This window comes from Achromobacter deleyi, assembly GCF_013116765.2.
GTDB lineage: Bacteria > Pseudomonadota > Gammaproteobacteria > Burkholderiales > Burkholderiaceae_B > Achromobacter > Achromobacter deleyi_A.
This window is the reverse complement of the sequence record NZ_CP074375.1, coordinates 2,772,621-2,798,629: the sequence shown is the minus strand read 5'-3', so window position 1 is coordinate 2,798,629 and position 26,009 is coordinate 2,772,621. Positions and strand designations below refer to the sequence as shown.

Genomic DNA, 26,009 nt, shown 5'->3' with positions numbered 1-26,009 from the left:
CCGGCGGCGGCCTTTTCGTATCTTTAAGCAGGAGATGCTTGCCTATGAGCACGCCGACCAATGATGACAGCCATCTGTGGGTGACGTGGGACGATTACAACCGTTTGATCGAGCGCCTTACCTTGCAGGTGCATCAATCGGGCTGGAAGTTCGACAAGATTCTGTGCCTGGCGCGTGGTGGCATGCGCGTCGGCGACGTCATGTCCCGTATTTTTGATGTCCCGCTGGGTATCCTCGCCACGAGCAGCTACCGCGAGGCGGCAGGCACGAAGCAGGGGGATATGGATATCGCCCAGTTCATCACCATCACGCGGGGCACTCTGTCCGGGCGGGTGTTGCTGGTGGACGACATGGTGGATACCGGCAAGACCTTCAACAAGGTCTACGATCACCTGAAGCGGCAGTTTGCCGATATCACCGAGCTGCGCAGCGCCGTGTTGTGGTGGAAAGGGCATTCGCAGGCCACGCCTGACTACTATGTCGACAAGCTGCCGACGAATCCCTGGATTCACCAGCCGTTCGAAGACTATGACAGCTTGCGTCCGCATCAGCTGGAAGCCTGGATCCGCAAGGGTTCCCAGGGCTGACCGCGCAGGTCCGGAGGGCGGGGCGTCTATCGCCAGACTGTCCTCCTAGTAGTCAAAATGGTCATGACCATGCTAGAATCGCTGGTTATCGCTAAACCGAACTTGGCTTGTTACTCTTTGGGTAGTCTTTGGGTAACGGAAACAGCCAGCTTAAGCCTGAGAGAACGTCCGCTTGGGCTGCGCTTTCAAGGTTCCTAGTTCGCGGTACTTGCCTCTGGCTGGTATGCACGCCGTACCACCGAGGGCCGTCTTCGCGTACCTGGATCCGCGCAGCGCTGCTGGTAAAGCAAGCCAGGTTTGTCATCAACTTTTGTTACCCTACAAGCAGGCCAATTACTTTATGCCTATCGTTCGACTGAAGGAAAACGAACCGTTTGAAGCCGCCCTGCGCCGCTTCAAGCGCACCATCGAAAAGACCGGTTTGCTCACCGAGCTGCGTTCGCGCGAGTTCTATGAGAAGCCCACGGCCGAGCGCAAGCGCAAGCATGCTGCCGCCGTGAAGCGCCACTACAAGCGCATCCGTAGCCAACAACTGCCCCCGCGCCTGTATTGATTTTTGATTCCCGAATCTATTGATTCCAGAATCATTCATCCAGGATCTACTCGCCCGAGTCGACGTCGTCGACATAGTCGGGCGATATGTGCAGTTGCGAAAGGGTGGGGCCAACTTGCTTGGCCTGTGCCCCTTTCATAACGAAAAAAGTCCGTCGTTCACTGTCAGCCCCACCAAGCAGTTCTATCACTGCTTTGGCTGTGGAGCACATGGCAGCGCCATCACATTCCTGATGGAGCATACGGGCACCAGTTTCCCCGAAGCCGTGCGCACGCTCGCGGCTTCGGCGGGAATGACGGTTCCCGAAGAAAATCGCAGTCCACGCCAGCAACAGGAATCCGCGCGCCGCAAGGCCGAGGAATCCCGTCATACGCAGGTGCTGGATGCCGCCCAGGCACACTATCTGAAGCAGTTGCGCGCATCGCCCGCAGCGGTCCGCTATCTGAAGCAGCGCGGCCTGACCGGCGAAATCGCGGCGCATTTTGGCCTGGGCTGGTCTGGCACCGATCGCCATGGCCTGTCGCAGGTGTTCCCGAATTACGAAGATCCCACCCTGGTGGAGTCCGGACTGGTCATCGAGTCCGAGGACGGGCGCCGCTACGACCGCTTTCGCGAGCGCGTCATGTTCCCGATCCGCAATGTGCGGGGCAGCCTCATCGGGTTCGGCGGCCGCATCATCGGCAAGGGCGAGCCCAAGTACCTGAATTCTCCCGAGACTCCCTTGTTCTCCAAGGGCCAGGAACTCTACGGGCTATGGGAAGCACGGCTGGCCATCCGTCAGGAAGGGCAGGTCATCGTGGTCGAGGGCTACATGGATGTGGTCGGGCTGGCGCAACAGGGCATTGCCAATGCCGTTGCGACGCTGGGCACCGCCACCACGCCAGACCATGTGAAGAAGCTGCTGCGCGCCAGCGACAAAGTGATCTTCAGTTTTGACGGTGACGGAGCAGGGCGGCGAGCCGCCTGGCGTGCATTGCAGGCTTGCCTGCCGGTCCTCCGGGACGATATCGCGATTCGCTTCCTGTTCCTTCCATCCGAGCACGACCCGGATTCCTATGTCCGCGAGTTGGGGGCCGAGGCGTTCCGGGCTTGCCTGGGCGAGGCGGTCGCATTGTCGCGATTCCTCCTGGATGAGCTGGCATCGCGACACAACATGACCGAGGCCGAAGGGCGGGCAAGTTGCCTGCACGAAGCCAAGCCCTTGCTGGCGGCAATTCCCGAATGCGCGCTGCGCGTCCAGATCGAGCGGGAAATGGCCAAGCTGGTGCAGTTGACGCCAGAAGAAATGGCGCAGGTCCTGGCGCAGCAGCCGGCCAAGCCTTTCGCGCCAGCTCCCAAGCAAGGTGCCGCGGCGGGCGAGGCAACCGCGCCTGCGGGGGGCGGCCATGACCATGAGGGCGGGCACCCCGACATGGGCTACGACTTCGCCGGGCATGACTTCCATGACATTCCCGCCGATGAGCCGGATTACGGCGATTATGGCCACTTTCCGTCGCAGGGCGGCGAGCCGTCCGGTGCGGGCGGAGGCGGTCAGCGCGGCGGCAAGCAGGAATGGAAGGGCAAGAGCGACTGGAAGGGGAAGGGCGACTGGAAGGGCGGCAAGGGCAACTGGAAGGGCCGTCGCGACAACGACGTCGGCGGCTTCGAGGGGCGCCGCACCATGCCGTCGCTGGCCAAGCGCCTGCTGGGGTTGTTGCTGGCGCATCCCGAGCTGGTGGACTCCATGGGAGATCAGCAGCTTGAAGTCATCGACCATGGCCCCCATCTAGGTCTTGTCAGGGATTTGATCATGCTGGCGCAATCCAGCGGCGCACGCCATGTTGGCGCGTTGCTGGAAGCTGCCGAGCCGGATTCGGACCTGGCGACCGTGCTGAAAGGCTTGCGCGCGGACATCCTCTCCCAGGAGGATCTGCCGGATCCACAGACCGAATGGGATGACGCGCTACGTCGCATCGAGTTCGATTCGGCGAAGGCCGAAATGGCCAAGTTGGCGGCCACGGGCCTGACGACGGATGAGACGCGCAAGCGCTACCTGGAGCTGTCCAGCCGCATGATGGTTCTGAAGGGTGCCGGGATACGCTAAATGCGCTAAAATCAAAGGTTGTCCGCTGGCAAAGATGTCATTCTGTGGGCGGACGAATTGGGGGAAGTAAGTAAAACCCGGGGAAACTCGGGGAACCCAGGGAAGGGGTAAGCCCGGAAAAGGGTAAACCCAGAGAAGGGCAAACCCGGAAAAGGGCAAACCCCGAAGGAAGCCCTCCGGGGGTAGGCCCGGAAAAGCCTGATGTGCGGTCTGCAGTCGATTGTTGCTTGATTGAAGTCGAATTTCGTTTGAATATTGGCTGAATTTGAGGGCAATTCTGACGCGACAGCGTCTGGCCTTTAGAGAAATGTAGTGCGGCAGGCGGAATCTATTCTGGCTGCCGGAATCTAATTGTTGTACGAGTTTGATGCGAGGGTTTCGGCCCCGGGGTGCGTCCTGGGGCTTTGGTCCAAATCGGCCGGCAAGAGGCAGTAAGCCGGGAGTCTTTTTCCGCATTCCTGAAAAAAAAGCGGATGCGCGCGTCAAGTTTGTTACATAGTTAATTAATATAGCTGAGCGGTGAATTACGCAGTTCAGCGGCGGTTATTTCCGCGTGGCGTTAGTGGTTTGGGTGCTGTGTATACATAGCTGCTTGGGGCAACGACCCGATAAGCAAGCAAAGCCTATTTATAGGCAGGCAGCCCCCCCGAACGTCCGGAATCCGCCGATGAATGAGGTCATGCACGCCAGGCGCCAGGACGGTATTGCACCGCGGCGGCGCCAGGCGGGCTCGCAAGAGCCGGTGCTGCGAACAACGCAGCCGCGTGATCTCCGCCGATTCACCAGTTTTACCCGTATGTATGCCGCGTTGGGCCGCCGTCCAGGGCGGCTTTATGCGGTGCAACATGCCCAAACGGGTTGCGACGACCACGGAAGCGACTATGACCAAATCCACCGGCAAATCCTCCTCTGCAATTGATGCGGCCGAATCCAAGGCCCTGACGGCCAAGCGCGCCGTCAGCATGGCGGCGGAAAAAGCGCCCGCCAAGACGGCGGTGAAGGTCGCCAAGCCCGCTGCCAAGACGGCTGCCAAAAAGGCAACCAAGACGGCTGCTGCGGCTGACAAGCCCGAAAAGGTGACGAAGGCGCGCGCCAAGAAGGCCGAAGACAAGCTGGCCGACCTGGTCGGCAGCGCGCGTCCCGTGCCGAGCGGCCGCCGTCCGGGCCGCCCCGCGAAGAATGCCAACAATGATTCCGACGGCTTCGACGATACGATGGACGGCGAAGGCGAAGTCCTGCCTGATCTGAAGCCGCCCAAGCGTGGCGGCAAGCGCGGCAAGGCCGATCCCAAGGATCTGATTGCCCGCGGCCCCGTGACGCCGGAAGAATACGAAGCCCGCCGCAACCGCCTGAAGCAGCTGATCAAGCTGGGCAAGGACCGCGGCTACCTGACGTATGGCGAAATCAACGATCATCTGCCCGACGATCTGGTCGACGCCGAAGCCATCGACGGCATCATCAGCACCTTCAGCGACATGGGCATCGCGGTCTACGACCAGGCGCCCGACGCAGAAACGCTCCTGATGAGCGAAAACGCGCCGGTCGCATCCAACGACGACGACGTCGAGGATGAAGCCGAGGCCGCGCTGACCACTGTGGATTCCGACTTCGGCCGCACCACCGACCCCGTCCGCATGTACATGCGTGAAATGGGTTCGGTCGAGCTGTTGACGCGCGAAGGCGAAATCGAGATCGCCAAGCGCATCGAAGACGGCCTGAAGCACATGGTCATGGCCATCTCGGCCTGCCCGACCACGATCAACGAAATCCTGGCCCATATCCTGCGCGTGCGGGAAGGCCAGGCGCAGATCGACGAAGTCGTCGACGGCCTCGTTGATCCGGAAGACGGCGAAGAATACGCTGGCGCCGGCGTGACCGCCGACGAAGACGAAAGCGATGACGGCCCCGCGGGCGGCATGTCCAGCAAGCAGCTGGAAGACCTGCGCGTGAAGGCCCTGGCCAAGTTCGACGAGGTCGGCAAGCAGTTCGACAAGATGCGCCTGTCGTACGAGAAGGACGGCTACAAGTCGGACATCTACGTGCGTGCCCAGGAATCCATCCAGAACGAACTGATGGGCATCCGCTTCACCGCCAAGATGGTCGAGAAGCTGGCCGACACCCTGCGCAACCAGGTTGAAGAAGTGCGCCAGCTTGAGCGCGCCGTTCTGCATACGTGTGTGGACCGGGCCGGCATGCCGCGCCTGCACTTCATCAAGGTGTTCCCGGGCAACGAAACGAATCTGCAATGGGTCGTCGACGAAGTCGCCGCCGGCCATCCGTACGCCGAGACGCTGGAGCGCCAGATTCCCGCCGTGCAGGAACTGCAGCAAAAGCTGATCGACCTCCAGACGCGCGTCGTGTTGCCGCTGAAGGACCTGAAGGACGTCAACAAGCGCATGGCCACCGGCGAAGCCAAGGCTCGCAAGGCCAAGCGCGAAATGACCGAGGCCAACCTGCGCCTGGTGATCTCCATCGCCAAGAAGTACACGAACCGTGGCCTGCAGTTCCTGGATCTGATCCAGGAAGGCAACATCGGCCTGATGAAGGCGGTGGACAAGTTCGAATACCGTCGCGGCTACAAGTTCTCGACCTACGCCACGTGGTGGATCCGTCAGGCCATCACGCGTTCCATCGCCGACCAGGCGCGCACCATCCGTATCCCGGTTCACATGATCGAAACGATCAACAAGATGAACCGGATCAGCCGTCAGATTCTGCAGGAAACCGGCGCCGAGCCTGATCCCGCGACCCTGGCGCAGAAGATGGACATGCCCGAGGACAAGATCCGCAAGATCCTGAAGATCGCCAAGGAACCGATCTCCATGGAAACGCCGATCGGCGACGACGATGATTCGCACCTGGGCGATTTCATCGAGGACACGTCCACGCTCGCGCCTTCGGACGCTGCGCTGCACGGTTCGATGCGCGATGTGGTCAAGGAAGTGCTAGACTCTCTCACCCCGCGTGAAGCCAAGGTTCTGCGTATGCGTTTCGGTATCGAAATGAGCACCGACCAGACCCTGGAAGAAGTGGGTAAGCAATTCGACGTCACGCGTGAGCGCATCCGCCAAATAGAGGCTAAAGCGCTGCGCAAGCTGCGTCACCCCAGCCGGGCCGATAAGCTGAAGAGCTTCCTGGAAGGGCAGTAAGTTTTCCTGGGCCTCTAGCTCATGCCTGGTTAGAGCAGCGGACTCATAATCCGTTGGTGCCGAGTTCGACTCTCGGGGGGCCTACCAAGAAAGACGCGGGTCTCGGAGCAATCCGAGACCCGTTTTCTTTTCCGCAATCGTGGCGCATTTCCGCAAACCGGCTTATCTGGTCGGGCCGGCCTTGTCGCCTTTGCGGCGCCGAACGTACTTCTCGGTGGTCGTGACCGAGCCATGCCCGAGCTGTTTCTGGGCCTGGCGGATGTCACCGGCGGATTCCGTTTTGTCGGTTCCGGCCTTGGCGCGCAGGTCGCGAAATTGGAAGCCAGCCTTTGGCACTCCGGCCGCCTCGCGCGCCTTGTCGAAACGGTCTCGCAACGCACCGGCCGTCAGCGGCAGTCCACCCGATTGTGGCGGGACTAGACAACAGCTTTTCAGCGTCGACCAGGGCCATACCGCTGACCAGCCCCACGCAGGCCAATCCGAGCACCCCAGCAAGCCAAGGACTCGATTCGACATACCAAGCTGCTGTCTTGCGACCCCAAGTGTGCATTTTTCCCACGATGGCCCCTCCCTGTTCGATGGATGGGTTGGGAATGTAACCGACGTGCTAGGAGAGGGCGCGTGACCTGGTACCGCCAATCCGAGCGCGGCGACCCCGCCAAGGTGCTGGAGCGACGCCAGGAACCGCCGCCCGCGCGCACCTGCGCAGGCTGCAAAGAGATCCGCCTGATTACCAATCCCTTCGGTGGCCGGCGCGTCCTGCGCTGCGCCCTGGGCGAAGAGATCGGCCAACGTTGTTCGAAGTATGAGGAGCGCCCCGCGCCATGAGCATCCCGCAACTACTGCTGTACCGGCTGCCCGCCGACTTTCACGAACGCCTGGAGAATTGGGGCGACGTCATGCGCGACCGCGGCGGCTACGGCGTGTCGCCGACATACGAGATCTGCCGCATGCTGGCCAAGAAGGCCGGTAAGCTGCCGCGCAGCGAAGAGCCGGAAAAGGAGTTGAACGAGGACGACGCCGGTTTCATCGAGGCCGCGTGGCGCAATTCTGTCTACCGCATGCTGCACCAGCACCGGGAGATCCTGCGCGCCCACTACGTTCAGCGCGCCTACTGGAAGGCGACATGCCGCGCCCAGGGCATCCGGTTGCGCGAGTACGACGACATCCTGGTGCGCGCCGTCGGCAACTTCGAAGATTTTGTTGCGCAGCACGCAATGCGCCTGCATAATCAGTGCCAAGACAACCTGACTACCGTCTAACGACGCGACCCGATGCCCATGGCGGGCGTCGTGCGTTCGCAAGAAACGAGCCCCGTGCGTAAGCTGGGGCTTTTTCTTTTAGGCCCCGATCAAGTGCAGGAGCCTTGTCGCCGAACCTGCCACTGCGATTACCGCGAGCACCAGCGGGACAAGCAGGTCCTGACAGTCGGGTGAGTGCCAGAGAGTTGCATGAGCCGCGCGCAAGTACCACGAGATCGGCTGCCAAATTGGAAGCGTGTATTTCGCTGAGACGCCACTTGACCAGCTACGCTGGCCCCCCATCTCCCGCAGTTCGTAGAACACCCCGCACTCTCCTCGGCGGCCAATCCAAGTGTCCCAGGGGAGAATTTGGCCGCCGGAGTCCTGGACGCGGATTCCAACTAACGAACGTTTTGGGTCGAAACCCTCTGCGTCGGGTAGGTCACCCATCAATTCGATGCGATACCCCAGCTTGCTCCGGCGATGAACCGTCGCTCGTGCAGCTGCCCCAATTGAATCTGGGGCATAGCTGCCCACGCGATTCGTGAAGAATTCCGTGGCTTTCGCCCAGGCCAATTTGGCCGCTGGATCCGTGAGGAATCTCCAGGTCTGATAGACGAGGACGGCAAGAACGATGGCCCAGACCCGCCATACCTCCACAACCAACTCGGCATGGATTGGAAGGAAGCCCACAGTTGCCGTAGGGATCTTCAGGCGAAGAAACAACGCGGCGACGACTCCCGAGCTCGTGAGCATTAAGTTTCGCCTCTTCTTGCTGTCGCCTTCGTCCATTTGGTCTCCTCGATCGGACGATGTGTATCTGTTCGGTAACGACCTTGCCGTGCAACGCCGAGTGCGCGATGGACAGTCGTCATGAAGCGGCGAGACCCACGAGCCACAAGCCCTGATTTGCGGATCCGTCAGCCGGTGATGGAAATCTATGTTTCCAGAGAGCAGGGGCCAGAGAGAACCTTCCGACCTCAGCCAGAATTGCTAAAAGGTCCGGATATCGGTTCCACTCTAGGTGACTCGAGGAGCGTATTCCTCGCGAGATCAGAATCGAAGCTCGCCGGCGCGAATGGGTGGAGAGAATGGTCAAGCGCCAATTTTGTTTCGCTGTGGCCAATGGACGGCAAATTGTCCAGTAGCGCGTATCGGTGGACATACTCGTTGAACTTCTTCCCCTCAGGTAGAAGTCCGTTGAAAAAGATCGTCCTTAACTCTGGACCCGAAAGCCGGGCTCGTAGGATGGATACAGCGTCCCACTTTTCCACCCAACTCACATTAGGGTTCGAATCCACCCATCTCAGCAATGAATAAAGTGTCCTGATTAGCGCGCCTAGCTGAGGTTCGTTATATGAAAATTGCCGCTCCCACCAGCCACGAACCTGCATTTTTTGGCCGAGCCGCAACTTTTCTTGCGACTCTTCATTGGCAGCATGGTACTGCTGGATCAGCAACATGATTTCGTAGTTGGTGCGGGTGCCGTAGCTCGTCATCGCGTCAAGCGCAACGACACCGCTGACACGTGGATTCGCCTCAGTACCGTCACCATACTGAAGCCCGGTTATCAATTCTCGGTAGCTGCTCGTCCATCCGAAGAACGACTGGTCAAAGGCTTGCTTTGCCAGCTGCCTGCGCTGCTCCTCCAGCTCGTCTTGCTGCGAGCGTAATGTGAGTACGAGCAGGACAATGGTCACGAGCCCGGCAACGGGGTTCACTATTCCTCCGAGAAAGTCGCCGAACGTACCCCAGTCCCCTGTTTCCGAAGAAAGGGGTCGGCCATGAAATTTAAGTACGAATACCGCTAATGCTATTAAGGCGATAGAGGCGGGCAGTGCGAGAAATAGGGCAATTAACCGGCGAGTTTTTGCGGCTCTTGCCTGCTGTCGTTCGATAGCTGAAATCATTTTTCTATTTGTAAGTTACCCTCAGTGCTGGAATATATTCAATATGGCGCTGACAGACAAACAGCGCCGCTTCGTGGATGAGTACCTCGTTGACCTCAACGCCACGCAAGCGGCGATAAGGGCGGGGTACAGCCAGAAGACTGCTGGCCAGATTGGCGAGCAGAACTTTAAAAAACTTGAAATCGCTCAGGCGATCCAGGAAGCCCAGGCGGAGCGCTCGAAGCGTACCGAGATCACCCAGGACATTGTCCTGCGCGAGCTAGCCAAGATCGGCTTCAGCGACATCCGCAAGATCGTCCGCTGGGGCAAGACGGAGCTTCGTGTGACCGACGCCGGCGACGACGAAGACGAAGTGACTGAGCCATATCACGGCCTGGCGCTGGTGAGCGCCGATGACATCGATGACGACACCGCGGCGGCCACCTCCGAAATCTCGGAAGGGCGCGAAGGGCTGAAGGTCAAGCTGCACGACAAGAAGGGCGCGCTGGTCGATGACCCTAACCCCGAATTAGGTCAGTTCGATTGCGTCCCAAGACGCAAAAAACCCGCCGAAGCGGGTTGTTTGGTCAGGTTCAAGCGCTCCGCGCCAGATTTTTCGTCGTGTTCTCTGACCTGGGTACTACCGTAGCCTTTCCGCTGGGGAAGAGTCGTCTCGAAAGCTTGATGCAGGGCTCATCGACCAGCCGCGTAAAAGCCATGGCCACAGCGATGGTGGTCGGGAACGCTAAAGCGAATGACAGCGCTGCGGCTGCTACCCGCCCGAAACCCTGGTTAACAACGAGCCACAGATATGAGCCGCAGGCCACGCTCAATATGATCGGAAGGTGAACGAGATAGAGCGAATACGAAATTCGCCCCAGGAACTGGACAGGGCCGCTTCTCAACAAACCGGAGAAGGCTCCGGCTTTTACGGCATACACAAGTATGGCCGCCCCAAAGACGCCGAACACTCCGCTTCGGGTCGGAGCATCAACCGGGATATATCCGAGCCACCCATACAGTCCAGAGCCGTCTATGCCGCCAAGGTACAAGCCAATCACCGCCAACAAGCACAACACGCCGCGGCGCTTTGGCGCTGGCACATCATTGAGGTGAGTTCCAAGCAAAAATGCGAGATACGCGACCCACTCCCCAGGCGCGATTGACGCCGTGAGAATGATGTAGATGGTTGCCCCGACTATCTGGCTGCGCCGGCTCAAGGTGAGACATCGATATGCCAAGACCAACAGCGAGCCAATGAACTCAATCCGCATGGTCCAGAAGACAGGGTTATATGAAACCTCTCCGCGGAAAATTGCGCCAAAGAGCCCTTCTCTGACGGCCTGGAAGAAATTCGGCGTGACATTCCACATGCCCTTGAGCCACGCAGACGATGTCATGGCCGCGACATCGACCGAGTAATACAGTCCCAGGCTCATGAGGCTGAACGCGAATAGCGCGCTCCCAAGAACCGGGCCCGCCAAGCGAAAATATCGGCGAGCAGCCAAAGATCGGGCAATCGCCAAATCTTGCTTCTCGACCAAGCTCTTCGTGAGGACGTAGCCACTCAAGACGAAAAAGACCGAGACAGAGAAGCTCCCGCTCCAAAGTACGGACAGCCCGGGCGTGGCCAAGAAGCTTTCCACGCGACCGTAGATCGCGTCCGGCCCCGCAACCCAGGCAAAGTAGTGAGTGAACGCAGCAGGAAAGAACGCCAGGATCGAATGAGAGACCACAACGCTAACAGCTGCCAAGCCCCTGAGTCCATCAGCACTGGCGTCTTTTTCCAACCTTTTCTCCTCCGATGTGGCAGGCATTATATAGGCACGGTAAGGTTCCTTGCGTCCGGGGAAAAATCGGGTCGTTGGCGCAAGATCTAGCTATCCGTCGGGATGATCGCAGGGGCGTCATCCGCGGCGGCAAGCAAACAACTTGCCTTTTCCCAAACCAGGCTACGCCAAGCGCGCAAGGCTTGTCCTTCCTTCTGGAACTTCGGCACGGCTGGGTCATTCGAGAAGGTCATGGAGATGCTTTCGGACCGAATCGTTACCCTGGAAATTGAAAATTGCGCGCGGTTGTGAAAAGCTGAAGATGTTCAGCCTTGAGCTGGAGGTGTGGCCATGGATCTCGTTCGCCATTTCTCTGCCTTCCCTAGTTCCGCGTTCCTTCTATTCGTTTTGTGCATATCTGGCGGGGCAGTAGTGCTGATAGCCATATTTAAGGGACATAGCTGGCTGGCAACCCTCCTCTTTGCTGTCATCGTCGGCACGCTGGTGGCTTTGTTGATGCCCAGCACGGCTCATGGCATTGAACGGATGGCGCAAGCGGACTCGCTATTCATCCAGGGAATATCTGGGGCTGCGCGGGCGGATTGGCTTCGGTAAACGCCTGGCGGCGCTGGCCGGAACCGGCTTTTGAAAGCCGGCGGCGGAGTGTTTCGCGCCGGGGTTTTCGTCACCGTGCCACGGCTGTGCGTGACTTGCCGCGGGAGCGGGCAGCGGGACGTAAGGGCAGGGCGGCCCGGTTGCCAGCTATTCCGCCCGGCCGCACAACCCCGAAGCCCTGCGCTTGGCCGGTCGCAGGGATCTTTCAGCTATTCGCTGACGTGATGGATCTTGAGTGAATCCGGATCAATCCCTGCTCCGCGAAGCCGAGCGTCCTGCGCTGCGCTTTCACCGGCGCTGGACTCAACGTCAGGCAGGTAAAGCTTGTTGGCCAACTCTCTCTTGGCCTGGAGGATGCTGGATGCGTCGCCATCCAATAGGGCGACGCCATCGGAACCATTGGTCTTCTTGAAGCTGATCTGGGTTTTCATCTCGCCTCCTGTTGCGCGGGTTATCCGCTTACGTTTCTGCCTGGTTTTTCCCTATCGATCCCTTGAGCAACTGCCCGAGTTCGGTAGGGAAGGGGAACACGATGGTCGAGTTGTTCTGTGCACCTATCATGGCCAGGGTGCTCAGGTAGCGCAATTGCATGGCCTCGGGTTGCTGTGCAAGGGTGCGCGCGGCGTTCAGCAGCATTTGGGCGGCCTGTTCTTCCCCTTCCGCGTGGATGATCTTGGCACGTCGTTCGCGCTCGGCCTCGGCCTGGCGGGCGATGACGCGGATCATGCTCTCGTTCAGGTCGATGTGCTTGATCTCCACGTTCGCCACCTTGATACCCCACGCGTCGGTCTGCGAATCAAGAATCTCCTGCACGTCGTTATTCAGCTTGTCGCGCTCCGAGAGCATTTCGTCCAGGTCGTGCTTGCCCAACACCGAGCGCAGGGTCGTCTGGGCCAGTTCGCTCGTGGCTTGCCGGAAGTTCTCCACCTGGATCACGGAGCGTTCCGGATCGATGACGCGGAAGTAGATGACGGCGTTCACTTTGACCGATACGTTGTCTCGCGATATGACGTCCTGGCTGGGAACGTCGAATACGCTCATGCGCTGATCCACGCGCACCATTTGCTGGACCACCGGGATCATCAGAATCAGCCCGGGGCCTTTGACTCCGGTAAAGCGTCCCAGCGTGAAGATCACGCCGCGTTCGTATTCGCGCAAGATTCGGACTGACAATGCGAACAGTCCGACAAGCAGGACAAGAATGGGGCCATAGAAGGCTAGTTGCATCAACATGGCAAGCTCCGCAATGTGAAGGTTCGGCGTTGCAGGGATGCTTCACCCTCCCCGGGAAGGACCAGACGGAGACAGGCTGGTGTCCGCCAGGACATGCAAGGTCACGCCTTGCACGGCCGCGATCACCACCGTGTCGCCAGGAGCCAGGCCCGCTGGGCCGACAGCCCGCCAACGTTCTCCGGCCGCGGCCACATGGCCCTGCTCGCCTTCCCAACTCAGTACCCTGATCCGCTGGCCTATCAGCGCATCGGCTCCGCTGACAATAGGCGCCCGGCGCGACCGCAGCGCCAATCGGCCGATCAGGAATGTCATTCCCAGGCTCACTATCGCTACGCCCGCCACGAGGGGAAGCGATACCTCGTAGGCCGGCGAGTCGGTGTCGATGAGCAGGAGTGAGCCGAGGACGAAGGAAATGGCGCCTCCTATTCCCAGGATTCCAATCGATGGCGTGAATATCTCCGCCACCATGAGCACTGCTCCCAGCAAGGCCAGCGCAAGCCCGGCATAGGTCAGCGGCAGCGCGGACAAGGCGTAGAGGCCGACCAGCAGGCAGATCGCGCCGATGACGCCGGGATAGAGGGCGCCGGGGCTCATGAACTCGAAGATCAGTCCGTATACGCCGACCATCAGCAGCATGAGTGCCAGGTTGGGATTCGTAATGACGCTGAGCACGCGCGTGCGCCAGTCGGGCTCTCTGTGCTGTAAGCGCAGTTCCTTCGTGTGCAGAACGGTCTGGCTGTTGCCTACCCTGACGGTTCGTCCGTCCGCCTTCTCCAGGAGATCCGGAATGTCGTCGGCGATCAGGTCGATCACCTTTTGCGCGTGGGCTTCACCGGCCGACAGGCTGGCTGCGGAGCGGACGGCCTGTTCCGCCCAGTCGGCATTGCGACCGCGCAGGGCGGCCAATGAACGGATATAGGCGACCGCATCATTGATCGCTTTGGATTCGCTCGCGTTCTTGGGGGCCTCTGCTTGCGGTTTGCCCTTGGCCCGTTCCGTCGCTTCCTTGTCGACAGGCTTTTCCGTGGCCGCGGGCTCCTTGTCGGACGGTTGGGGAAAGCCGCCGCCCAGGGAGATCGGCGTGGCGGCCCCCAGGTTCGTCGCGGGCGCCATTGCCGCGATATGACTCGCGTAAAGGATATAGGTGCCGGCGCTGGCCGCGCGCGAGCCGTTGGGGCTCACGTAGGAAATCACGGGAACCGGCGAGGCGAGGATCGCGCGGATGATGTCGCGCATCGACGTGTCGAGCCCTCCGGGCGTATCTATGCGCAGCACCACGACTGCCGCGTTCTGCTCGTGCGCGGCAGCCAGGCCGCGGATCAGATAATCCGCCGTGGCGGGCCCGACGATGCCGTCCAGCGATAGCACGACGGCGGATTGCTGGCGATCGTCAATCGGGGCGGTTTGGCCCCAGGCGCTGACGATTGCCGATGCCCATAACAAGGCGATGCCGAATGCCGTGCGGAGCGTTGAACGCGTTCCGACCATCGGGCTATGGAGTCTGAGGATGACCATGATCAGGGTCCCTCCGGGGGCATTAACGGGCAGCGGCATGCCCTCCGTTAACTGTACACACAAGTCGCCTTACAGGAGTTCCATCGCTATTAAAAATGCAGGGCGGTAACAATCTTGTCTCGCGGCGGATCCCGAGGAATCAGCACTTGCAGCCGCCCTTAATGGCATCTTTTTGGCATGTGGCGTGGGCCTCGCCAAATCCCACCACCTTGACACTTGATAGATCAGCCTTCAATATTCAAATAATGGGTCCTCCCACAGGGACAGTCCCTCATACGCCCGCCAACGAAAGTTGAGCGGGCTTTTGTGCCTTCAGCGTATGAAATGAGGTTCGAACATGTTGAATCGAGCAGTACGGCGCGCGCATGTGGCGCGTCTAAAGAAGGCCCGGCGGTTTTGGTGGGGGCGCGAACTAAGCCCTAAAGAGCTGGGGCGCGTGGTGCGGACGCCCAAACCTTGCAGTTGCTGGATGTGCGGAAATCCTCGCAGGGTTGGCGGTGAAGAACACGTCAGCGTTCTGCGATGGCGTCAGCGTAAACTCCGCGACGAGTGAGCCTCCCGAAGCTGCCTTTCGTCCGTCCTGACGCGGCGCTATGATGAATTCACATTGGCAGGAGGATGCTATGTGGACCTGTACACAATGTGGTTCCAAGGTAGAGCAGCTGGACGTGCCGATTGAGACGGACGCAAACGAGGGCTGCTATTTCGAGTGTCCTGCATGCAAGGCGCACAATCCCTTGCTAAGCGTGGGCGGCAATGGGCCGGACGATGCCATAGAGCTGATCCAGCCGCCGTCGGCGGCTCGCGAGAAGGGGCCTTGAGAGCACGCCTGGGGGAGTGCCCAGGTTTGTCATAGATGACCTGGCCGCTATGAAACGAACCCTGCCGGCAATTCTCCGTCGGTCACCTCAAATGCAAAGGCCACGTCCGACGTCGGGAACCAATACGTTCGCGTCTCTGACCCCTGGGTAGCCGCCCGGCTCGTCGGGGCAGGAACCCGGACGACTCGTGCGTGAAAGCCGGACAGGTCCATGGCGGTGCAATAGAGCGCCACGCGGCTTCCTGCCTTTGCGTCGTGGTCGTCTCCAAAGATGACTTCAGTCTCAGAGCCCTTTCTCAGGACAACGACATATTTGATCGATTCGGTCATGGTCGGCCCCCTCCATGCCGGGGCGTATGTATTGTGCGCTGACGACCATTCTAAGGTCTGGCCGTTCACTTGTACCGGATGCTGGTATAACGCCTTCGGGCTCATCCCATTCATCCCGATAAAGGAATCCTGTGCCGAGCAAGCTATCAGCAAGTCGCCTTATTACGCTGACGGCAAGCGCCATCAGGCAGCAGGGCGCGCGACTGATGACCGATGCACCATGGTCATTTGGCGTTTTCGTTCTGTCGCTGCCGTTTGTTTTGCTCGTGCCCGGATTGATCCAATTGATGCATCCGGGATTCGTTGCCGTCCTTTTCGTTGTCCATCTGCTGGCGCTGGTGCGCATTTCGCTGGCGTGGCACCGGCAAATCGCGTTGAACGGGCCGACGGATGGCGCTGCTGGGGAACTGCGCGGGGCGGGGTGGAAGTACCTGGCGCTAATCGTGCTGTTTATTGCCGTGGCGGCGGCGCTGGTATCGGCGAACGACGTGATGCCGTTCCTCGTATATGTCGCGTTGAATAATGTCGGTGGCGACGCGCTGTTCTTCGTCTGCGTGTTTGTCGCATGGGCGGCGATGTGGGGGGGCTTGCCTTATCTGCTCGGCAGTTTTGCGCTAAGCCTGCCCAGCGTGGCGGTATCGGGGAAATATGACTTCGGGCGGATGCGAAGGGCATTGCGGACCAGCGTGTGGCCGCTGGTGGGTGCGCAAGTGATGATGATCGGGTCGGCCGCCCTGACCCGCGCTACGTTGGGCCGCGTGGTGTTCGAGAAATCCGGCGGCTCGATTGCATACGGCGCGCTGGGTATCCTGTTTTGCGTTGTGTCGGTCGTGGTGGCGACGGCGATGTGCGCCGTGGCATATCGGGAACTGAGGCCGGGCGCCGGCGATGTCGCCGCGTGAACGGTTGCCGGAGCCGGGTACTCGACTCTGGTTTCAGCGGCTAGCCGGCATGCGCGAAGCATGATTCTCGCCATCTCGCATGGCGAACCCGAGCGGCGCGCAAGGCACCCGCAGCACCGCGGGCTGAAAGCAGGTTCGTGGAGCGACGTCGGTGACGGGAAAAGCAGAATTTCCTGGCGGAAAATGGAAGAGCGCCCCAGCTCAAGGTGAGTCTGGGGCGCTCCTGCCCGGCTTCGCACGCGATGGGTGTCAGACAGCCCGGCAACTCAAATCTACTGCTGGGCCAGCGGGTCGGCAATAGGGGAAACCCTCGCCTAAAAATGGGGCTGGTTTGCGCTGCCTGTTACATCGCGCCGCGCTGTTCACGGCCTTTCCGGCCTGCGCCAAAAGCGTGCTTTCACCAGCCGATTGCCGGAGCCCACGCGCCCCGTCAATGAGGCGGCATTGATTTGTCCGCCTCGGCATCCACGAATTGTCGCTTCGCCGCGCGATGGCGACACTGAGCTCCACATTCACTGCATCGGAGAGCAGACATGATGGGGCATCGAAAGCGTCAATTGGGACAAGGCATGACGGAGTACATCGTGGTCGTGGCCTTGGTGGCCGTCGCGGCGATCGCGGTGTATCAATACTTTGGGCAGGTGGTGCGTTCGCAGACGGCGGCCATGGCGCGCGAACTCGCCGGAGAGGACGGCGGCACGCAAACGCGCGCCGCGCAGCAGGCCGCGCAAAAGGCGGCGGCGCAGACCAAGGCGCGGTCGCTCAAGTCCTTTACCGGCAATGCCGCGGACACAAATTGACTGCGCATCCGTTCATGATGCCCGTCCATCAGCAAGGCCAGGCGCTGGTCCTGGGCATGCTGGTGGTGGCGGTGGCCGCGACTTCCCTCGTCGTTCTGTACAACTTTGGCCAAACGGTGGAGGCGCGGGGCCGCCTGACCCATGCGGCGGATGCGGCGGCCTACAGCGGCGCGCTTGAGCAGGCGCGCGCGCTCAACGCCATCGCCTACATCAACCGCACGCAGATTGCCCATCAGGTCGCGATGGCGCATCTGGTCACGCTTGGCGCATCCGCGCAATACATCCACGCCTTGCAGTCGCAACGCAACCGCGCCAATCCGCCGGCCGGCCTGATCGCCATGCTGTTTGGCCCCGACATGGGGCTTGCCTATCAAACCGCGCAGGCGCCATCCGACGCCGAGGCCCGGCTGGCTCGCGCGTTCGATCAGCATGACCGGACCGTGCATCAAGTGCTGGAAGCCGCCGCGCGCGAGATCGTCGCGGACCTGGCCTCATCGCGCGGGCGCATCATGCGCAAGGTACTCGACGCAAACTTTCCGTCAATGGCGGGCCACGGCGGGGGTGTCGGGGCGCCGTCGTCTGCCGTGAAATTGCGTTTGCTGGCGGACGGGTGGGCCGGTTATGTGGAGCGCAGTGCTTCCACGCGCAGGGCCGGCCTGCGGCCCGCCACGGAAGTAGCGGTTGCGCGCTATGGATTCCTGAACAGCCGCAGCCAGACGCGGCGCAATGCCTGGATGGTCAGCCCGCGCTGTCCATTGCACCGCCACGAACTGCGGCGGCGGGGTTCCACGTGGCTGGGGCCCGATGGGCGCTGGGGCGCGCTGGACACCCAGTCGTACCATGCGCTGCGGTCAAACCGCTGGGTGGGCTGCTATTACCGGGAATATGCGATGGGCTGGGGGACAGCCCAAGACGAGAAGAGCAAGGCGCCCGACGACCTGGAGTATGTGGACGAACCGCCCGTGGATTTCTCGCAAGAGGACTTTTGGAGGTGGGTCGAGCACTCCACATCCTGGGACATTTTCAGCGGCGCCACCAACCCCATGGCCAACTCCTATGCGATGGCCGCGGCACAGCGTTGGCCGGGCGGAGGCTTGCCCGCCTATCGCGAGGTGGCGCTGTCTCGTAGCCGCGAGCCTTTGCGTTTTGCGGTGGCGGTCAGCCTGGAGGCTGCGGCGCTCAAGACCACGGATGCGGACAGTGCCGTGGCGGCGCCGGCCGGCTTGTTCCGCTATGCCGCCTTGGGGCGGACCGGCGCCGTTACCGTGAGCAGCGCCGCGGAAACCTATTTTTCCCGCCCCGAGCGCCGCGCCGACGGCCGCCATGAAATCTCCACGCTTTTTCGGCCTTATTGGCAGGCGCGACTGTCGGCGGTCACGCCGCAGGAAGCCATGCAGGCAAGGATGGCGCCATGACAGGGACTGGAAGGCGCCAACACGGGCAGGCGGTGATAGAGGCTCTGCTGATGCTGCCCCTCATGGGTCTGCTGCTTTGGGGGGTGGCGGGGATAGGCAGTCTGCAGTTTTCGGCGCAGCAGACGACACAGGCCAGCCGCAAGGCAGTCATGTCGGGCGCGCTGGGGCAACCGTTGCAGGCGTTGCGCCCGCCCGCGGACTTGGGCTTGTCCAGCGATTCTGTTGCATTGCCCGGGGTGGCCACGCAGCGTGTCTCGGCGTTGCAGGACGAATGGTTCGGTACAGGGTTGCGCATGTTGTCCGTGGAGGTCCGAACACAGCCGCGGGCAGGCGATCCGTCGGCATGGCTGCCGATTGCGCGCCGCATCAGCGTGGCAAGCGGCGCGGGCTATGCGAATGGCGACGCGGACACGCAACGTCGGCTGGGAGCCGCTCGCACGGGCTGGCGGCAGGCCGGACAGATTTCGCTATCGGAGGCAACCCGGATGCAGCGTCCCGTTGAACGGGTGGACGGGCCTTGGGGCCGGCCGAAGCTGTCGCTGGATTGGCTCTCCACTTGGGCGGACGTGGTACCCGCTGAGCGGCTGGGCGATCGCAGGGAGCAAAGCAGATGAGTGCGTTCTTATCCATGCTGAAAGCATGTCGCGGACATTGCCGCGCCGTTCTAGTTGGCGTGCTGATCGCCACGGCCGCGGGCGCAAGCGCATCCGCCAGCGCCATAACCCTGGGGCACTTGCGCTTTCCCGCAGGGTCCACGCACGAACTGTTGGCGGATCGCATGTGGCTGCATGGCTTGCCAGCTCAAGTACTGGTGTTTGACGTGCCCCAGAGTCCGCGGGACCTTGTGCTTGCGCTGTCCCGCCAGCAGCCTGCCTTGGCAGACTTGCATGTGCTGCCCGGGCAACTCATCTTGTCGGGCCGCGTTGGCGACGATCATTGGGTGGCGCAGATGAACGGCGCGGGCGCCAGGCGCACGGTGGGCAGCATTTCGTCGGTCAGCGCCCGGGGGGTCCCCGCAAACCCGCAGCCGGCCTGGTTGCCGGAGGGTGCGCGGGTCAGGTTGGATGTGGCCGTGATGGAAGACGGCGTGAAGGTGTCGGAGCGCATCTGGCAGCATGCGCTGCCTCCTGCGGAAATGGCGCCGCTGCTGGAGGCGGGCCTGAGGCGACATGGATGGGCCCGCGGACTTGAAGAGGGTGTCGTGCAATGGTGGACGCGCGAACGCGAACGCATGATGCTGTTGCTGGTTCCCCTGGGGGCGGGCAGCGGACTACGCGTCAACGGGTGGGCGCCATGAAGGCCTGGATCACCCATGGCGCCGCGCGCCTGCGCCGCGCAGGCGTGTATGCGCTGGCCTTGCTGGCTGGCCTGGTCTCCGCCTGGGCGGTGCGGGAACACGTCCAACAACGGGTCCAGGCGCTTGAGGCCGAGGCTCGCACGCCCGTGGTCAGCCGCCTTGTGGCGGCCTATGACCTGCCTGCCGGCACGCTGCTGGAAGAGATGCATGTGGCCGTGCGCGAGATTCCGCAACCCTGGGCGCCCAGCGCCAGCCTGGATCCGCTCGAGCTTGGCAGCCTGCTCGGCGCCACGCTCATCGCGGACGTGGCGCATGGCGAGCCATTGCTGCGGGGATATCTCACTTTCAACGCGCCCGTTCCCGCGTTGGCGTCCCGCCTGCGGGCCGGCCAGCGGGCGCTTACCGTGGCGGGGGCGGATCTGGGTGGCCTGGCGGACATGCTGCGCGCGGGCGATGCAATTGATATCTACGTGACCTTCTCCCACCGCCAGCGGGACCTCACCGTACCGGTATTGCAAGGCATGCGCGTGTTGACGGTGGGCAGCGGCGCCGATGGCCCCGGCAATATCACTTTGGCGGCTACTCCCGACGAAGCGATGCGCTTCATCGCGGCGCGGCAAGCCGGCGCCCTGACCGCCATGTTGCGCCATCGCGATGACGCGGCAGCGGTCAGCATGCCCTCGCAGACCGATCTGGCCTCGCTCATCGGACTGGACTCCGACCCCAAGCCCGTGCCAGGCGTGGCCATTCTCTATGGCGACCGCCTGGACGCGCGGACTGGCATTGACTCGGAGTTGCCATGATCCGGCTCCTTGGCGTCCTGCTCTCCTTGTGCCTGGCCTCCATGCCGGCATGGTCCGCGACCGAAGCGCTGGAATTGCAGGTCGGTGAAACTCGGATCCTGCCGCATCCGGGTGTCAGGCGGGTGGCCATCGGCAACAGCCAGGTGTTGAGCGCGGTGGCGGCGGAAGGGCGCGAGGTCGTGGTCTTTGCGCGAGCGGAGGGCGTGTCGTCTGTACATGTCTGGGCTGGCCGCGACCGGGTTACCGCCTACGAGTTGCGGGTTGTCCCCGCGGGTACGCCGCGCTTGCGCGGCGAAGTGCAGAGCTTGCTCTCACGCATTCCGGGGGCTCGCAGCACCAACGTGGGCGGGCGCATTCTGATTGAAGGCGATGACCTGTCCGACGACGATCGTTCCCGCATCGCTGCCTTGGCGGACCGTTATCCCGACGTGCTGGATTTCACGGGACAGGTGGGCTGGGATCGCATGGTGCTGCTGGATGTTCAGGTGGTCGAGATTCCCACCTCGAGGCTGAGGGAGTTCGGCGTGCGCTGGGATGGGATGACACAAGGCGGGGCCAATGCCGGCCTGGCTTGGGATGCCGGATCCCGGGGCCGCATGACCCGGCCCGGGGAGCAGATAATCGAGACGGCAGGCCCGGCCTCGCCGGCCGCGGGCTATTTTGGCGTCAATGCCTTGCTGTCGGCCCGTATCGCGGCGCTGGCCCAGACGGGTGAAGCCGTCATGCTGGCACAGCCGCAGTTGCTTGCACGCAGCGGCGCCAGCGCAACCTTCCTGGCCGGCGGGGAAGTGCCCTATGTCTCCACCGACGCTCGTGGCAATCCCACGACCCTGTTCAAGCCTTATGGCGTTTCACTGAACATCACGCCCCGGATCGACCGCAACGGGGTCATCCGGTCCTTGATCGAGGTGGAAGCCAGTTCGGTCGATACCTCCTTGAGCCTGCCTGGGGGGCCCGCATTGCGTACACGCCGCGCGTCTACGGAATTCAACGTGCGTTCCGGAAACACGCTGGTCATCGGCGGATTCCTGTCGCGCGAGCAAGGCAGCGAAGTCAACGGCCTGCCCTTGCTGCAGGACATTCCCATCTTGGGCGCACTGTTCTCCTCGCGACGCTATCAGCGGCGCGAAACCGAACTGGCAATTTTCGTAACGCCGAAGATCGTGTCCCAAGGTGAACCCGCCATGGCGGACCGCGTGCGACGCGGGCGTGAAACGCTGGAGGCCGCCTTTCCCGAGTCCCCGCAGTTGGGCACGGCGGTGCACGCCGACGCTGGCGGCTGGGATCCCTATTCGGGTGCGGGGTCCCAGTGGGGCGCCCCGTCGGAGGGTCCCAGCCCGTCCACGCGGGAGTGATCGGATGCTCAAGATAGAAATGACCTTCGAAGATGCGGCCACACGCAATATGGACGTCCCGGCGCCGGTGCTGATCGGGCGGGGGGCGCATTGCGGCTTGCGCATCGTGACTTGGCGGGTTGGGCGCCAGCACGCCCGTTTGCTGCGCGAAGACGCCGCGATTGTTCTTGAAGATCTGGGCACGCTCGCCGGCACGCTGGTCAACGGCGTGAGGGTCGTGCGCCACTCGCCGGTGCTGCCCGATGACGAAATCCTGATCGGACCGTGCCGCCTGCGGGTCTCGTTGGCGGACCCGCAAGCCGCCTTGCAGGCAGGCACCGGCGCGACGGCCCGGTCGGAGCCCAGTATGGCGGAATTGCCGGATGCCGAAGCCGCAACCTTGCCGCCGCCCGTTCCGCTGCCGGCGCCGCCGCAGCATCGACTGCATGATCGCCGCCGCCTGCACGCCGCCTTGCTGAATGCGTTGGATCTGCGCCGACGCGATGTGGCAGGCATGACCGATGGCATGCTTCGCGCCGAAGCCGAGCGCTTGCTGACGCACATTGTGGCCGCGGATGCGGAACTGCCCGCGGAGGCGGACAGGGCGGCCCTGTGCCGGGAGGTGCTGGATGAGGCGGTCGGCCTGGGGCCGCTGGAACCCTTGCTGGCGGCGGCGGACATCACCGAAATCATGGTCAACCGCTACGACGAGATCTACGTCGAACGAGGGGGACGCCTGTGGCGCCATCAGGCGGCGTTCACCAGCGAGCAATCCGTGCGCTGGGTGATAGAACGCATCGTGACGCCGCTAGGCCGGCGTATAGACGAAAGCTCGCCTATGGTGGATGCGCGCCTGCCCGATGGATCGCGGGTGCATGCCATCATCCCGCCCGTGGCGATGAAGGGCGCCAGCCTGACCATACGCAAGTTCCCGCAGCGGCGTCCACAGATGCCCGACCTGATCGCGCTGGGAGCCCTGAGCGGCGCAATGGCGCAATTTCTGGCGCTGTGCGTAAGAATGCGCAAGAACTTGGTGGTCTCGGGCGGAACCGGGTCTGGCAAGACGACGCTGTTGAACATTCTGTCCAATGAGATTCCGGACGGAGAGCGTGTCGTCACGATCGAGGATGCGGCGGAGCTGCGGCTGAATCACGACCACCTGGTGGCGCTGGAGGCCCGTCCGGCAAACCAGGAGGGCAGGGGACGTATTGATATCCGCGAGCTGGTGCGCAATGCCCTGCGCATGCGGCCGGACCGGATCGTCGTGGGCGAGTGCCGGGGGGCAGAAGCGTTCGACATGCTGACGGCCATGAATACCGGCCATGAAGGTTCCCTCACGACATTGCACGCCAATTCGCCTCGCGATGCCCTGGCGCGCCTGGAGGCGATGATACTGATGGCGGGCCTGGATCTGCCGCTGCCCGCCGTGCGCGAGCATATCGCCGCCAGCGTGGACATCGTTGTGCAGCAGGCCAGGTTGGCGGACGGGCGGCGCCTGGTGACGTCGGTCGTTGAGGTCGCCGGCATGGAAAGCGGCCGCATCCAATTGCAGGATCTGTTCCGATATGACCGGACCCAGGGATTCCTGGGGTGTGGCGGCCTGCCCAGCTTTGCGCGGGACTGGTCGGAGGCGGGGGCGGCCTTCGAGGCCGCCTGGTTCTCGGATGCGGGGGGCCGCGGACCAGAGACCACGGCCTTTCCTCAAGGTTTGCCATGATCTGGCTCGCGGCTGGGGCCGCCATGATTTGCGCGGTTCTGCTGGTCTGGCGTGTTCAGAACTGGTTCGCACCCGCGCTTCGACGCTATCGGGAGGTCTATACCCAGGAAGCGGGTTTGCGGCTGAGCGAAGTGTTCTTGTTCATCGACCCGGCGCAGTTGTGGGCGGGCGCCATGGGCTGTGCCGCAGTGGCGGCAATACTGGCGTTTTCGGCGACGGGCAGCGGCTTGATTGCCGCCCTGACGGCGGCCGTCGCGTCGCGCGGGCCCCGAATGATGGTGGATGGGCTGCGGCGGCGGCGCGCACGGCGTTTTGAAGAGCAACTACCCATGGCCTTGCTGATGCTGGCGTCTTCGCTGCGGGCGGGAGTCGCATTGACCACCGGGCTGCGTCATGTCGTTGACCAAAGCGGCGCGCCGCTGGCCCAGGAGTTTGGCCTGATGCTGCGCGAGCAGCGCTTGGGCGTCCCGTGGGATGCCGCGCTCGACAACCTGCATGGCAGGATGCAGGCCGACTCGACGTCGCTCGTCGTGGCCGCGATGCGCATCGCGGCGCAGACCGGCGGCAACCTGGCGGAGGCGCTCGAGAGCATCGCCCAGACCTTGCGGGCCAGGCTGCAACTGCAAGCCAAGCTGCTGGCATTGACGTCGCAGGGGCGGCTGCAGGCCTGGATCGTCGGCGCATTGCCATTGCTGCTGCTGGCGGTGCTGGACAGGCTGGAGCCGGAAATCATGGGATTGCTGTGGCACACCCCGATGGGGTGGGGCGTGCTGGCGATCGTGGCAGTGCTGGAAACCGCAGGGGTGTTGATGATCCGGCGCATCATGCGCATCGATATCTGACCGGAGGTCGCTATGTGGCTGTATCTGGGCATGTTGACCACAGCGGCTGGGGCCGCATGGCTTGCATGGATCATCTTGAGACCGTTGCTATGGGAGGATCAGGAGGCTTCCGCCGCCATGCCATGGTGGTGGCGGGCGGCTTGGCCGTGGATTGCGGCGGTGGCGCCGCTGGCGGGGCCTCTGTGCTCGTGGCGCTGGCGCATCCGGCTGACCCGGGCGATCGAACAAGCCGCTTTGCCCGCCGGGGTGGGCTATGCCCACCTTGCGGCGTTGTGCGGGAGCGCGGCGATGGCCGCCGGCGGGCTGGCGGCGGCGGCGGCCATCGCGACGTTCCCGGCGGGATCCCTGGCCTGGGCCCCCTGGACGGTGGCGGCGGCCCTGGCGGCCGGAGTTGCCCCGGGCCTGTGGCTCAGGAGCCTGGGCGTCAAGCGGCGCCGCGACATCGAACGGGATCTGCCGTTCGTGTTCGACATGATGACGCTGTGCGTGGAGGCAGGCTTGAGCGTGCAGGGAGCCCTGCAACTCGCGGCTCAGAGCGGACCGCGCGGCGTATTGCGGGATGCGCTGGCGGATGCCCTGGCCGAGATGCGGGCGGGAGTATCACGAGTCGCGGCCATCAAGGCCCTGGCCGAACGCAGCAACAGTCCGCTTGCACGCAACTGGGCGGCAGCCCTGGCGCAGGCGGAGGCCCTGGGCGCCAGCCTGGGGCCGGTCTTGCGCGCGCAGGCCGCACAGTGCCGTAGCGACCGTCACATGCGCGCCGAACAATTGGCGATGCAGGCGCCCGTGAAGATGCTGCTGCCCTTGATCGGCTGCATCTTTCCCTGCACGTTCATCGTGCTGGCGTTTCCGATTGCGGTTCAGCTGCTGCAGAGTGTGCAATGAGTCGGCCCGCGCCTTTGCCGGCTGGCCGTATTCGCTTGCTGAGAGTCGGGAACTGGCGCGGCCGGATGCGTGGCTTGCTGGGCCGCGGCCCGCCCGGGCCCAGATCGGGCATCCTGCTGACTCCCTGCGCCGCGGTGCATACCTTTGGCATGCGCTACGCCATCGATGTGGCGTTTGTTGCGCGGGACGGGCGTGTGGTGGGCCTGCGCAGGGCGCTCGGGCCCTGCCGC

At 62.7% G+C, this 26,009-nt stretch carries 25 protein-coding genes, 1 tRNA gene and 1 pseudogene; 19 read left to right on the top strand and 8 right to left on the bottom strand.

The window, feature by feature from the left end; genetic code table 11:
• Positions 1-44: 44 nt before the first annotated feature.
• From HLG70_RS12510 to HLG70_RS12490, 5 genes are all read left to right on the top strand, one after another.
• Positions 45-587: a phosphoribosyltransferase gene (locus tag HLG70_RS12510; RefSeq protein WP_171664077.1), complete on the top strand. Its 543-nt coding sequence runs from the start codon at positions 45-47 to the stop codon at positions 585-587.
• Positions 588-927: 340 nt separating this feature from the next.
• Positions 928-1,140, top strand: a complete 213-nt coding sequence (gene rpsU / locus HLG70_RS12505) for a 30S ribosomal protein S21 (RefSeq protein WP_006218592.1) — start codon at positions 928-930, stop codon at positions 1,138-1,140.
• Between the two features lie 19 nt (positions 1,141-1,159).
• Positions 1,160-3,223: a DNA primase gene (gene dnaG, locus HLG70_RS12500; protein WP_171664078.1), complete on the top strand. Its 2,064-nt coding sequence runs from the start codon at positions 1,160-1,162 to the stop codon at positions 3,221-3,223.
• Between the two features lie 881 nt (positions 3,224-4,104).
• Positions 4,105-6,372, top strand: coding sequence for an RNA polymerase sigma factor RpoD (gene rpoD / locus HLG70_RS12495; RefSeq protein ID WP_171664079.1), 2,268 nt, complete (start codon positions 4,105-4,107; stop codon positions 6,370-6,372).
• 8 nt (positions 6,373-6,380) lie between these two features.
• Positions 6,381-6,459: transfer RNA gene (locus tag HLG70_RS12490), tRNA-Ile, on the top strand.
• Positions 6,460-6,534: 75 nt separating this feature from the next.
• Here the strand turns inward: HLG70_RS12490 and HLG70_RS12485 are convergent.
• Positions 6,535-6,888, bottom strand: a complete 354-nt coding sequence (locus tag HLG70_RS12485; RefSeq protein WP_171664080.1) for a tyrosine-type recombinase/integrase — start codon at positions 6,886-6,888, stop codon at positions 6,535-6,537.
• A gap of 105 nt (positions 6,889-6,993) precedes the next feature.
• On the opposite strand from HLG70_RS12485, the gene HLG70_RS12480 reads away from it, so the two are divergent.
• Positions 6,994-7,200: a hypothetical protein gene (locus tag HLG70_RS12480; protein WP_171664081.1), complete on the top strand. Its 207-nt coding sequence runs from the start codon at positions 6,994-6,996 to the stop codon at positions 7,198-7,200.
• Entirely contained in the window at positions 7,197-7,634 is a 438-nt protein-coding gene (locus HLG70_RS12475; RefSeq protein ID WP_171664082.1) for a hypothetical protein, read from the top strand. Before HLG70_RS12480 ends, HLG70_RS12475 begins: the two co-directional genes overlap by 4 nt.
• A gap of 78 nt (positions 7,635-7,712) precedes the next feature.
• On the opposite strand, the gene HLG70_RS12470 is transcribed toward HLG70_RS12475, so the two are convergent.
• Together HLG70_RS12470 and HLG70_RS12465 are read right to left on the bottom strand one after the other, a co-directional pair.
• Positions 7,713-8,405, bottom strand: coding sequence for a hypothetical protein (locus HLG70_RS12470; RefSeq protein ID WP_171664083.1), 693 nt, complete (start codon positions 8,403-8,405; stop codon positions 7,713-7,715).
• A 188-nt stretch (positions 8,406-8,593) separates the two neighbouring features.
• Positions 8,594-9,523 carry a putative phage abortive infection protein gene (locus tag HLG70_RS12465; RefSeq protein ID WP_171664084.1) on the bottom strand — a complete coding sequence of 310 codons (930 nt, stop codon included), beginning with the start codon at positions 9,521-9,523 and terminating at the stop codon, positions 8,594-8,596.
• Positions 9,524-9,566: 43 nt separating this feature from the next.
• On the opposite strand from HLG70_RS12465, the gene HLG70_RS12460 reads away from it, so the two are divergent.
• Positions 9,567-10,151, top strand: coding sequence for a terminase small subunit (locus HLG70_RS12460; RefSeq protein WP_171664085.1), 585 nt, complete (start codon positions 9,567-9,569; stop codon positions 10,149-10,151).
• Here HLG70_RS12460 and HLG70_RS12455 read toward each other — a convergent pair.
• The 5 genes from HLG70_RS12455 to HLG70_RS12435 form a co-directional block, all read right to left on the bottom strand.
• The gene (locus tag HLG70_RS12455; protein ID WP_171664086.1) at positions 10,096-11,292 is read right to left on the bottom strand and encodes an acyltransferase family protein; all 1,197 of its coding nucleotides are present in this window, start codon (positions 11,290-11,292) and stop codon (positions 10,096-10,098) included. The genes HLG70_RS12460 and HLG70_RS12455 overlap by 56 nt on opposite strands.
• A gap of 803 nt (positions 11,293-12,095) precedes the next feature.
• Positions 12,096-12,317, bottom strand: coding sequence for a hypothetical protein (locus tag HLG70_RS12450; RefSeq protein ID WP_171664087.1), 222 nt, complete (start codon positions 12,315-12,317; stop codon positions 12,096-12,098).
• Positions 12,318-12,345: 28 nt separating this feature from the next.
• Positions 12,346-13,119 (bottom strand): slipin family protein, encoded by a 774-nt coding sequence (locus HLG70_RS12445; protein WP_171664088.1) that lies wholly within the window; start codon positions 13,117-13,119, stop codon positions 12,346-12,348.
• Positions 13,120-13,161: 42 nt separating this feature from the next.
• Positions 13,162-14,607 carry an NfeD family protein gene (locus tag HLG70_RS12440; RefSeq protein WP_171664117.1) on the bottom strand — a complete coding sequence of 482 codons (1,446 nt, stop codon included), beginning with the start codon at positions 14,605-14,607 and terminating at the stop codon, positions 13,162-13,164.
• Positions 14,608-15,502: 895 nt separating this feature from the next.
• Positions 15,503-15,784 (bottom strand): hypothetical protein, encoded by a 282-nt coding sequence (locus HLG70_RS12435; protein WP_171664089.1) that lies wholly within the window; start codon positions 15,782-15,784, stop codon positions 15,503-15,505.
• Positions 15,785-15,915: 131 nt separating this feature from the next.
• Here HLG70_RS12435 and HLG70_RS12430 point away from each other — a divergent pair, with 131 nt between their 5' ends.
• The 11 genes and pseudogenes from HLG70_RS12430 to HLG70_RS29760 all read left to right on the top strand — a co-directional run.
• Positions 15,916-16,686, top strand: a complete 771-nt coding sequence (locus HLG70_RS12430; protein WP_171664090.1) for a hypothetical protein — start codon at positions 15,916-15,918, stop codon at positions 16,684-16,686.
• A gap of 536 nt (positions 16,687-17,222) precedes the next feature.
• Positions 17,223-17,486: a hypothetical protein gene (locus HLG70_RS12425; RefSeq protein WP_171664118.1), complete on the top strand. Its 264-nt coding sequence runs from the start codon at positions 17,223-17,225 to the stop codon at positions 17,484-17,486.
• A gap of 17 nt (positions 17,487-17,503) precedes the next feature.
• Positions 17,504-18,901, top strand: coding sequence for a hypothetical protein (locus tag HLG70_RS12420; protein ID WP_171664119.1), 1,398 nt, complete (start codon positions 17,504-17,506; stop codon positions 18,899-18,901).
• Positions 18,898-19,515, top strand: a complete 618-nt coding sequence (locus HLG70_RS12415) for a TadE/TadG family type IV pilus assembly protein (protein ID WP_171664091.1) — start codon at positions 18,898-18,900, stop codon at positions 19,513-19,515. Before HLG70_RS12420 ends, HLG70_RS12415 begins: the two co-directional genes overlap by 4 nt.
• 59 nt (positions 19,516-19,574) lie before the next feature.
• Positions 19,575-20,198 carry a hypothetical protein gene (locus HLG70_RS12410; protein ID WP_234103079.1) on the top strand — a complete coding sequence of 208 codons (624 nt, stop codon included), beginning with the start codon at positions 19,575-19,577 and terminating at the stop codon, positions 20,196-20,198.
• Positions 20,195-21,001: a Flp pilus assembly protein CpaB gene (gene cpaB / locus HLG70_RS12405; RefSeq protein WP_171664093.1), complete on the top strand. Its 807-nt coding sequence runs from the start codon at positions 20,195-20,197 to the stop codon at positions 20,999-21,001. Before HLG70_RS12410 ends, cpaB begins: the two co-directional genes overlap by 4 nt.
• Complete coding sequence (locus HLG70_RS12400; protein WP_171664094.1) at positions 20,998-22,356, top strand: type II and III secretion system protein family protein; 1,359 nt, start codon at positions 20,998-21,000, stop codon at positions 22,354-22,356. Before cpaB ends, HLG70_RS12400 begins: the two co-directional genes overlap by 4 nt.
• Before the next feature lie 4 nt (positions 22,357-22,360).
• Positions 22,361-24,052, top strand: coding sequence for an ATPase, T2SS/T4P/T4SS family (locus tag HLG70_RS12395; protein WP_171664095.1), 1,692 nt, complete (start codon positions 22,361-22,363; stop codon positions 24,050-24,052).
• Positions 24,049-24,894, top strand: a complete 846-nt coding sequence (locus HLG70_RS12390; RefSeq protein WP_171664096.1) for a type II secretion system F family protein — start codon at positions 24,049-24,051, stop codon at positions 24,892-24,894. The genes HLG70_RS12395 and HLG70_RS12390 overlap by 4 nt, the downstream gene beginning before the upstream one ends.
• A gap of 12 nt (positions 24,895-24,906) precedes the next feature.
• Positions 24,907-25,779, top strand: a complete 873-nt coding sequence (locus HLG70_RS12385) for a type II secretion system F family protein (protein WP_171664097.1) — start codon at positions 24,907-24,909, stop codon at positions 25,777-25,779.
• Positions 25,776-26,009 (top strand): annotated as a pseudogene (locus HLG70_RS29760) (DUF192 domain-containing protein); the annotation flags it as partial. The gene HLG70_RS12385 and the pseudogene HLG70_RS29760, both read left to right, overlap by 4 nt.

Coding starts and splice junctions, on each gene's coding strand:
- HLG70_RS12395 (WP_171664095.1), top strand. CDS start 22,361: ATGCTCAAGATAGAAATGACCTTCGAAGATGCGGCCACACGCAATATG.
- HLG70_RS12420 (WP_171664119.1), top strand. CDS start 17,504: ATGCCCGTCCATCAGCAAGGCCAGGCGCTGGTCCTGGGCATGCTGGTG.
- HLG70_RS12445 (WP_171664088.1), bottom strand. CDS start 13,119: ATGTTGATGCAACTAGCCTTCTATGGCCCCATTCTTGTCCTGCTTGTC.
- HLG70_RS12470 (WP_171664083.1), bottom strand. CDS start 8,405: ATGGACGAAGGCGACAGCAAGAAGAGGCGAAACTTAATGCTCACGAGC.
- HLG70_RS12450 (WP_171664087.1), bottom strand. CDS start 12,317: ATGAAAACCCAGATCAGCTTCAAGAAGACCAATGGTTCCGATGGCGTC.
- HLG70_RS12440 (WP_171664117.1), bottom strand. CDS start 14,607: ATGGTCGGAACGCGTTCAACGCTCCGCACGGCATTCGGCATCGCCTTG.
- HLG70_RS12465 (WP_171664084.1), bottom strand. CDS start 9,523: ATGATTTCAGCTATCGAACGACAGCAGGCAAGAGCCGCAAAAACTCGC.
- HLG70_RS12460 (WP_171664085.1), top strand. CDS start 9,567: ATGGCGCTGACAGACAAACAGCGCCGCTTCGTGGATGAGTACCTCGTT.
- HLG70_RS12390 (WP_171664096.1), top strand. CDS start 24,049: ATGATCTGGCTCGCGGCTGGGGCCGCCATGATTTGCGCGGTTCTGCTG.
- HLG70_RS12425 (WP_171664118.1), top strand. CDS start 17,223: ATGGGGCATCGAAAGCGTCAATTGGGACAAGGCATGACGGAGTACATC.
- HLG70_RS12385 (WP_171664097.1), top strand. CDS start 24,907: ATGTGGCTGTATCTGGGCATGTTGACCACAGCGGCTGGGGCCGCATGG.
- HLG70_RS12475 (WP_171664082.1), top strand. CDS start 7,197: ATGAGCATCCCGCAACTACTGCTGTACCGGCTGCCCGCCGACTTTCAC.
- HLG70_RS12510 (WP_171664077.1), top strand. CDS start 45: ATGAGCACGCCGACCAATGATGACAGCCATCTGTGGGTGACGTGGGAC.
- rpsU (WP_006218592.1), top strand. CDS start 928: ATGCCTATCGTTCGACTGAAGGAAAACGAACCGTTTGAAGCCGCCCTG.
- HLG70_RS12400 (WP_171664094.1), top strand. CDS start 20,998: ATGATCCGGCTCCTTGGCGTCCTGCTCTCCTTGTGCCTGGCCTCCATG.
- rpoD (WP_171664079.1), top strand. CDS start 4,105: ATGACCAAATCCACCGGCAAATCCTCCTCTGCAATTGATGCGGCCGAA.
- HLG70_RS12435 (WP_171664089.1), bottom strand. CDS start 15,784: ATGACCGAATCGATCAAATATGTCGTTGTCCTGAGAAAGGGCTCTGAG.
- cpaB (WP_171664093.1), top strand. CDS start 20,195: ATGAAGGCCTGGATCACCCATGGCGCCGCGCGCCTGCGCCGCGCAGGC.
- HLG70_RS12415 (WP_171664091.1), top strand. CDS start 18,898: ATGACAGGGACTGGAAGGCGCCAACACGGGCAGGCGGTGATAGAGGCT.
- HLG70_RS12485 (WP_171664080.1), bottom strand. CDS start 6,888: ATGTCGAATCGAGTCCTTGGCTTGCTGGGGTGCTCGGATTGGCCTGCG.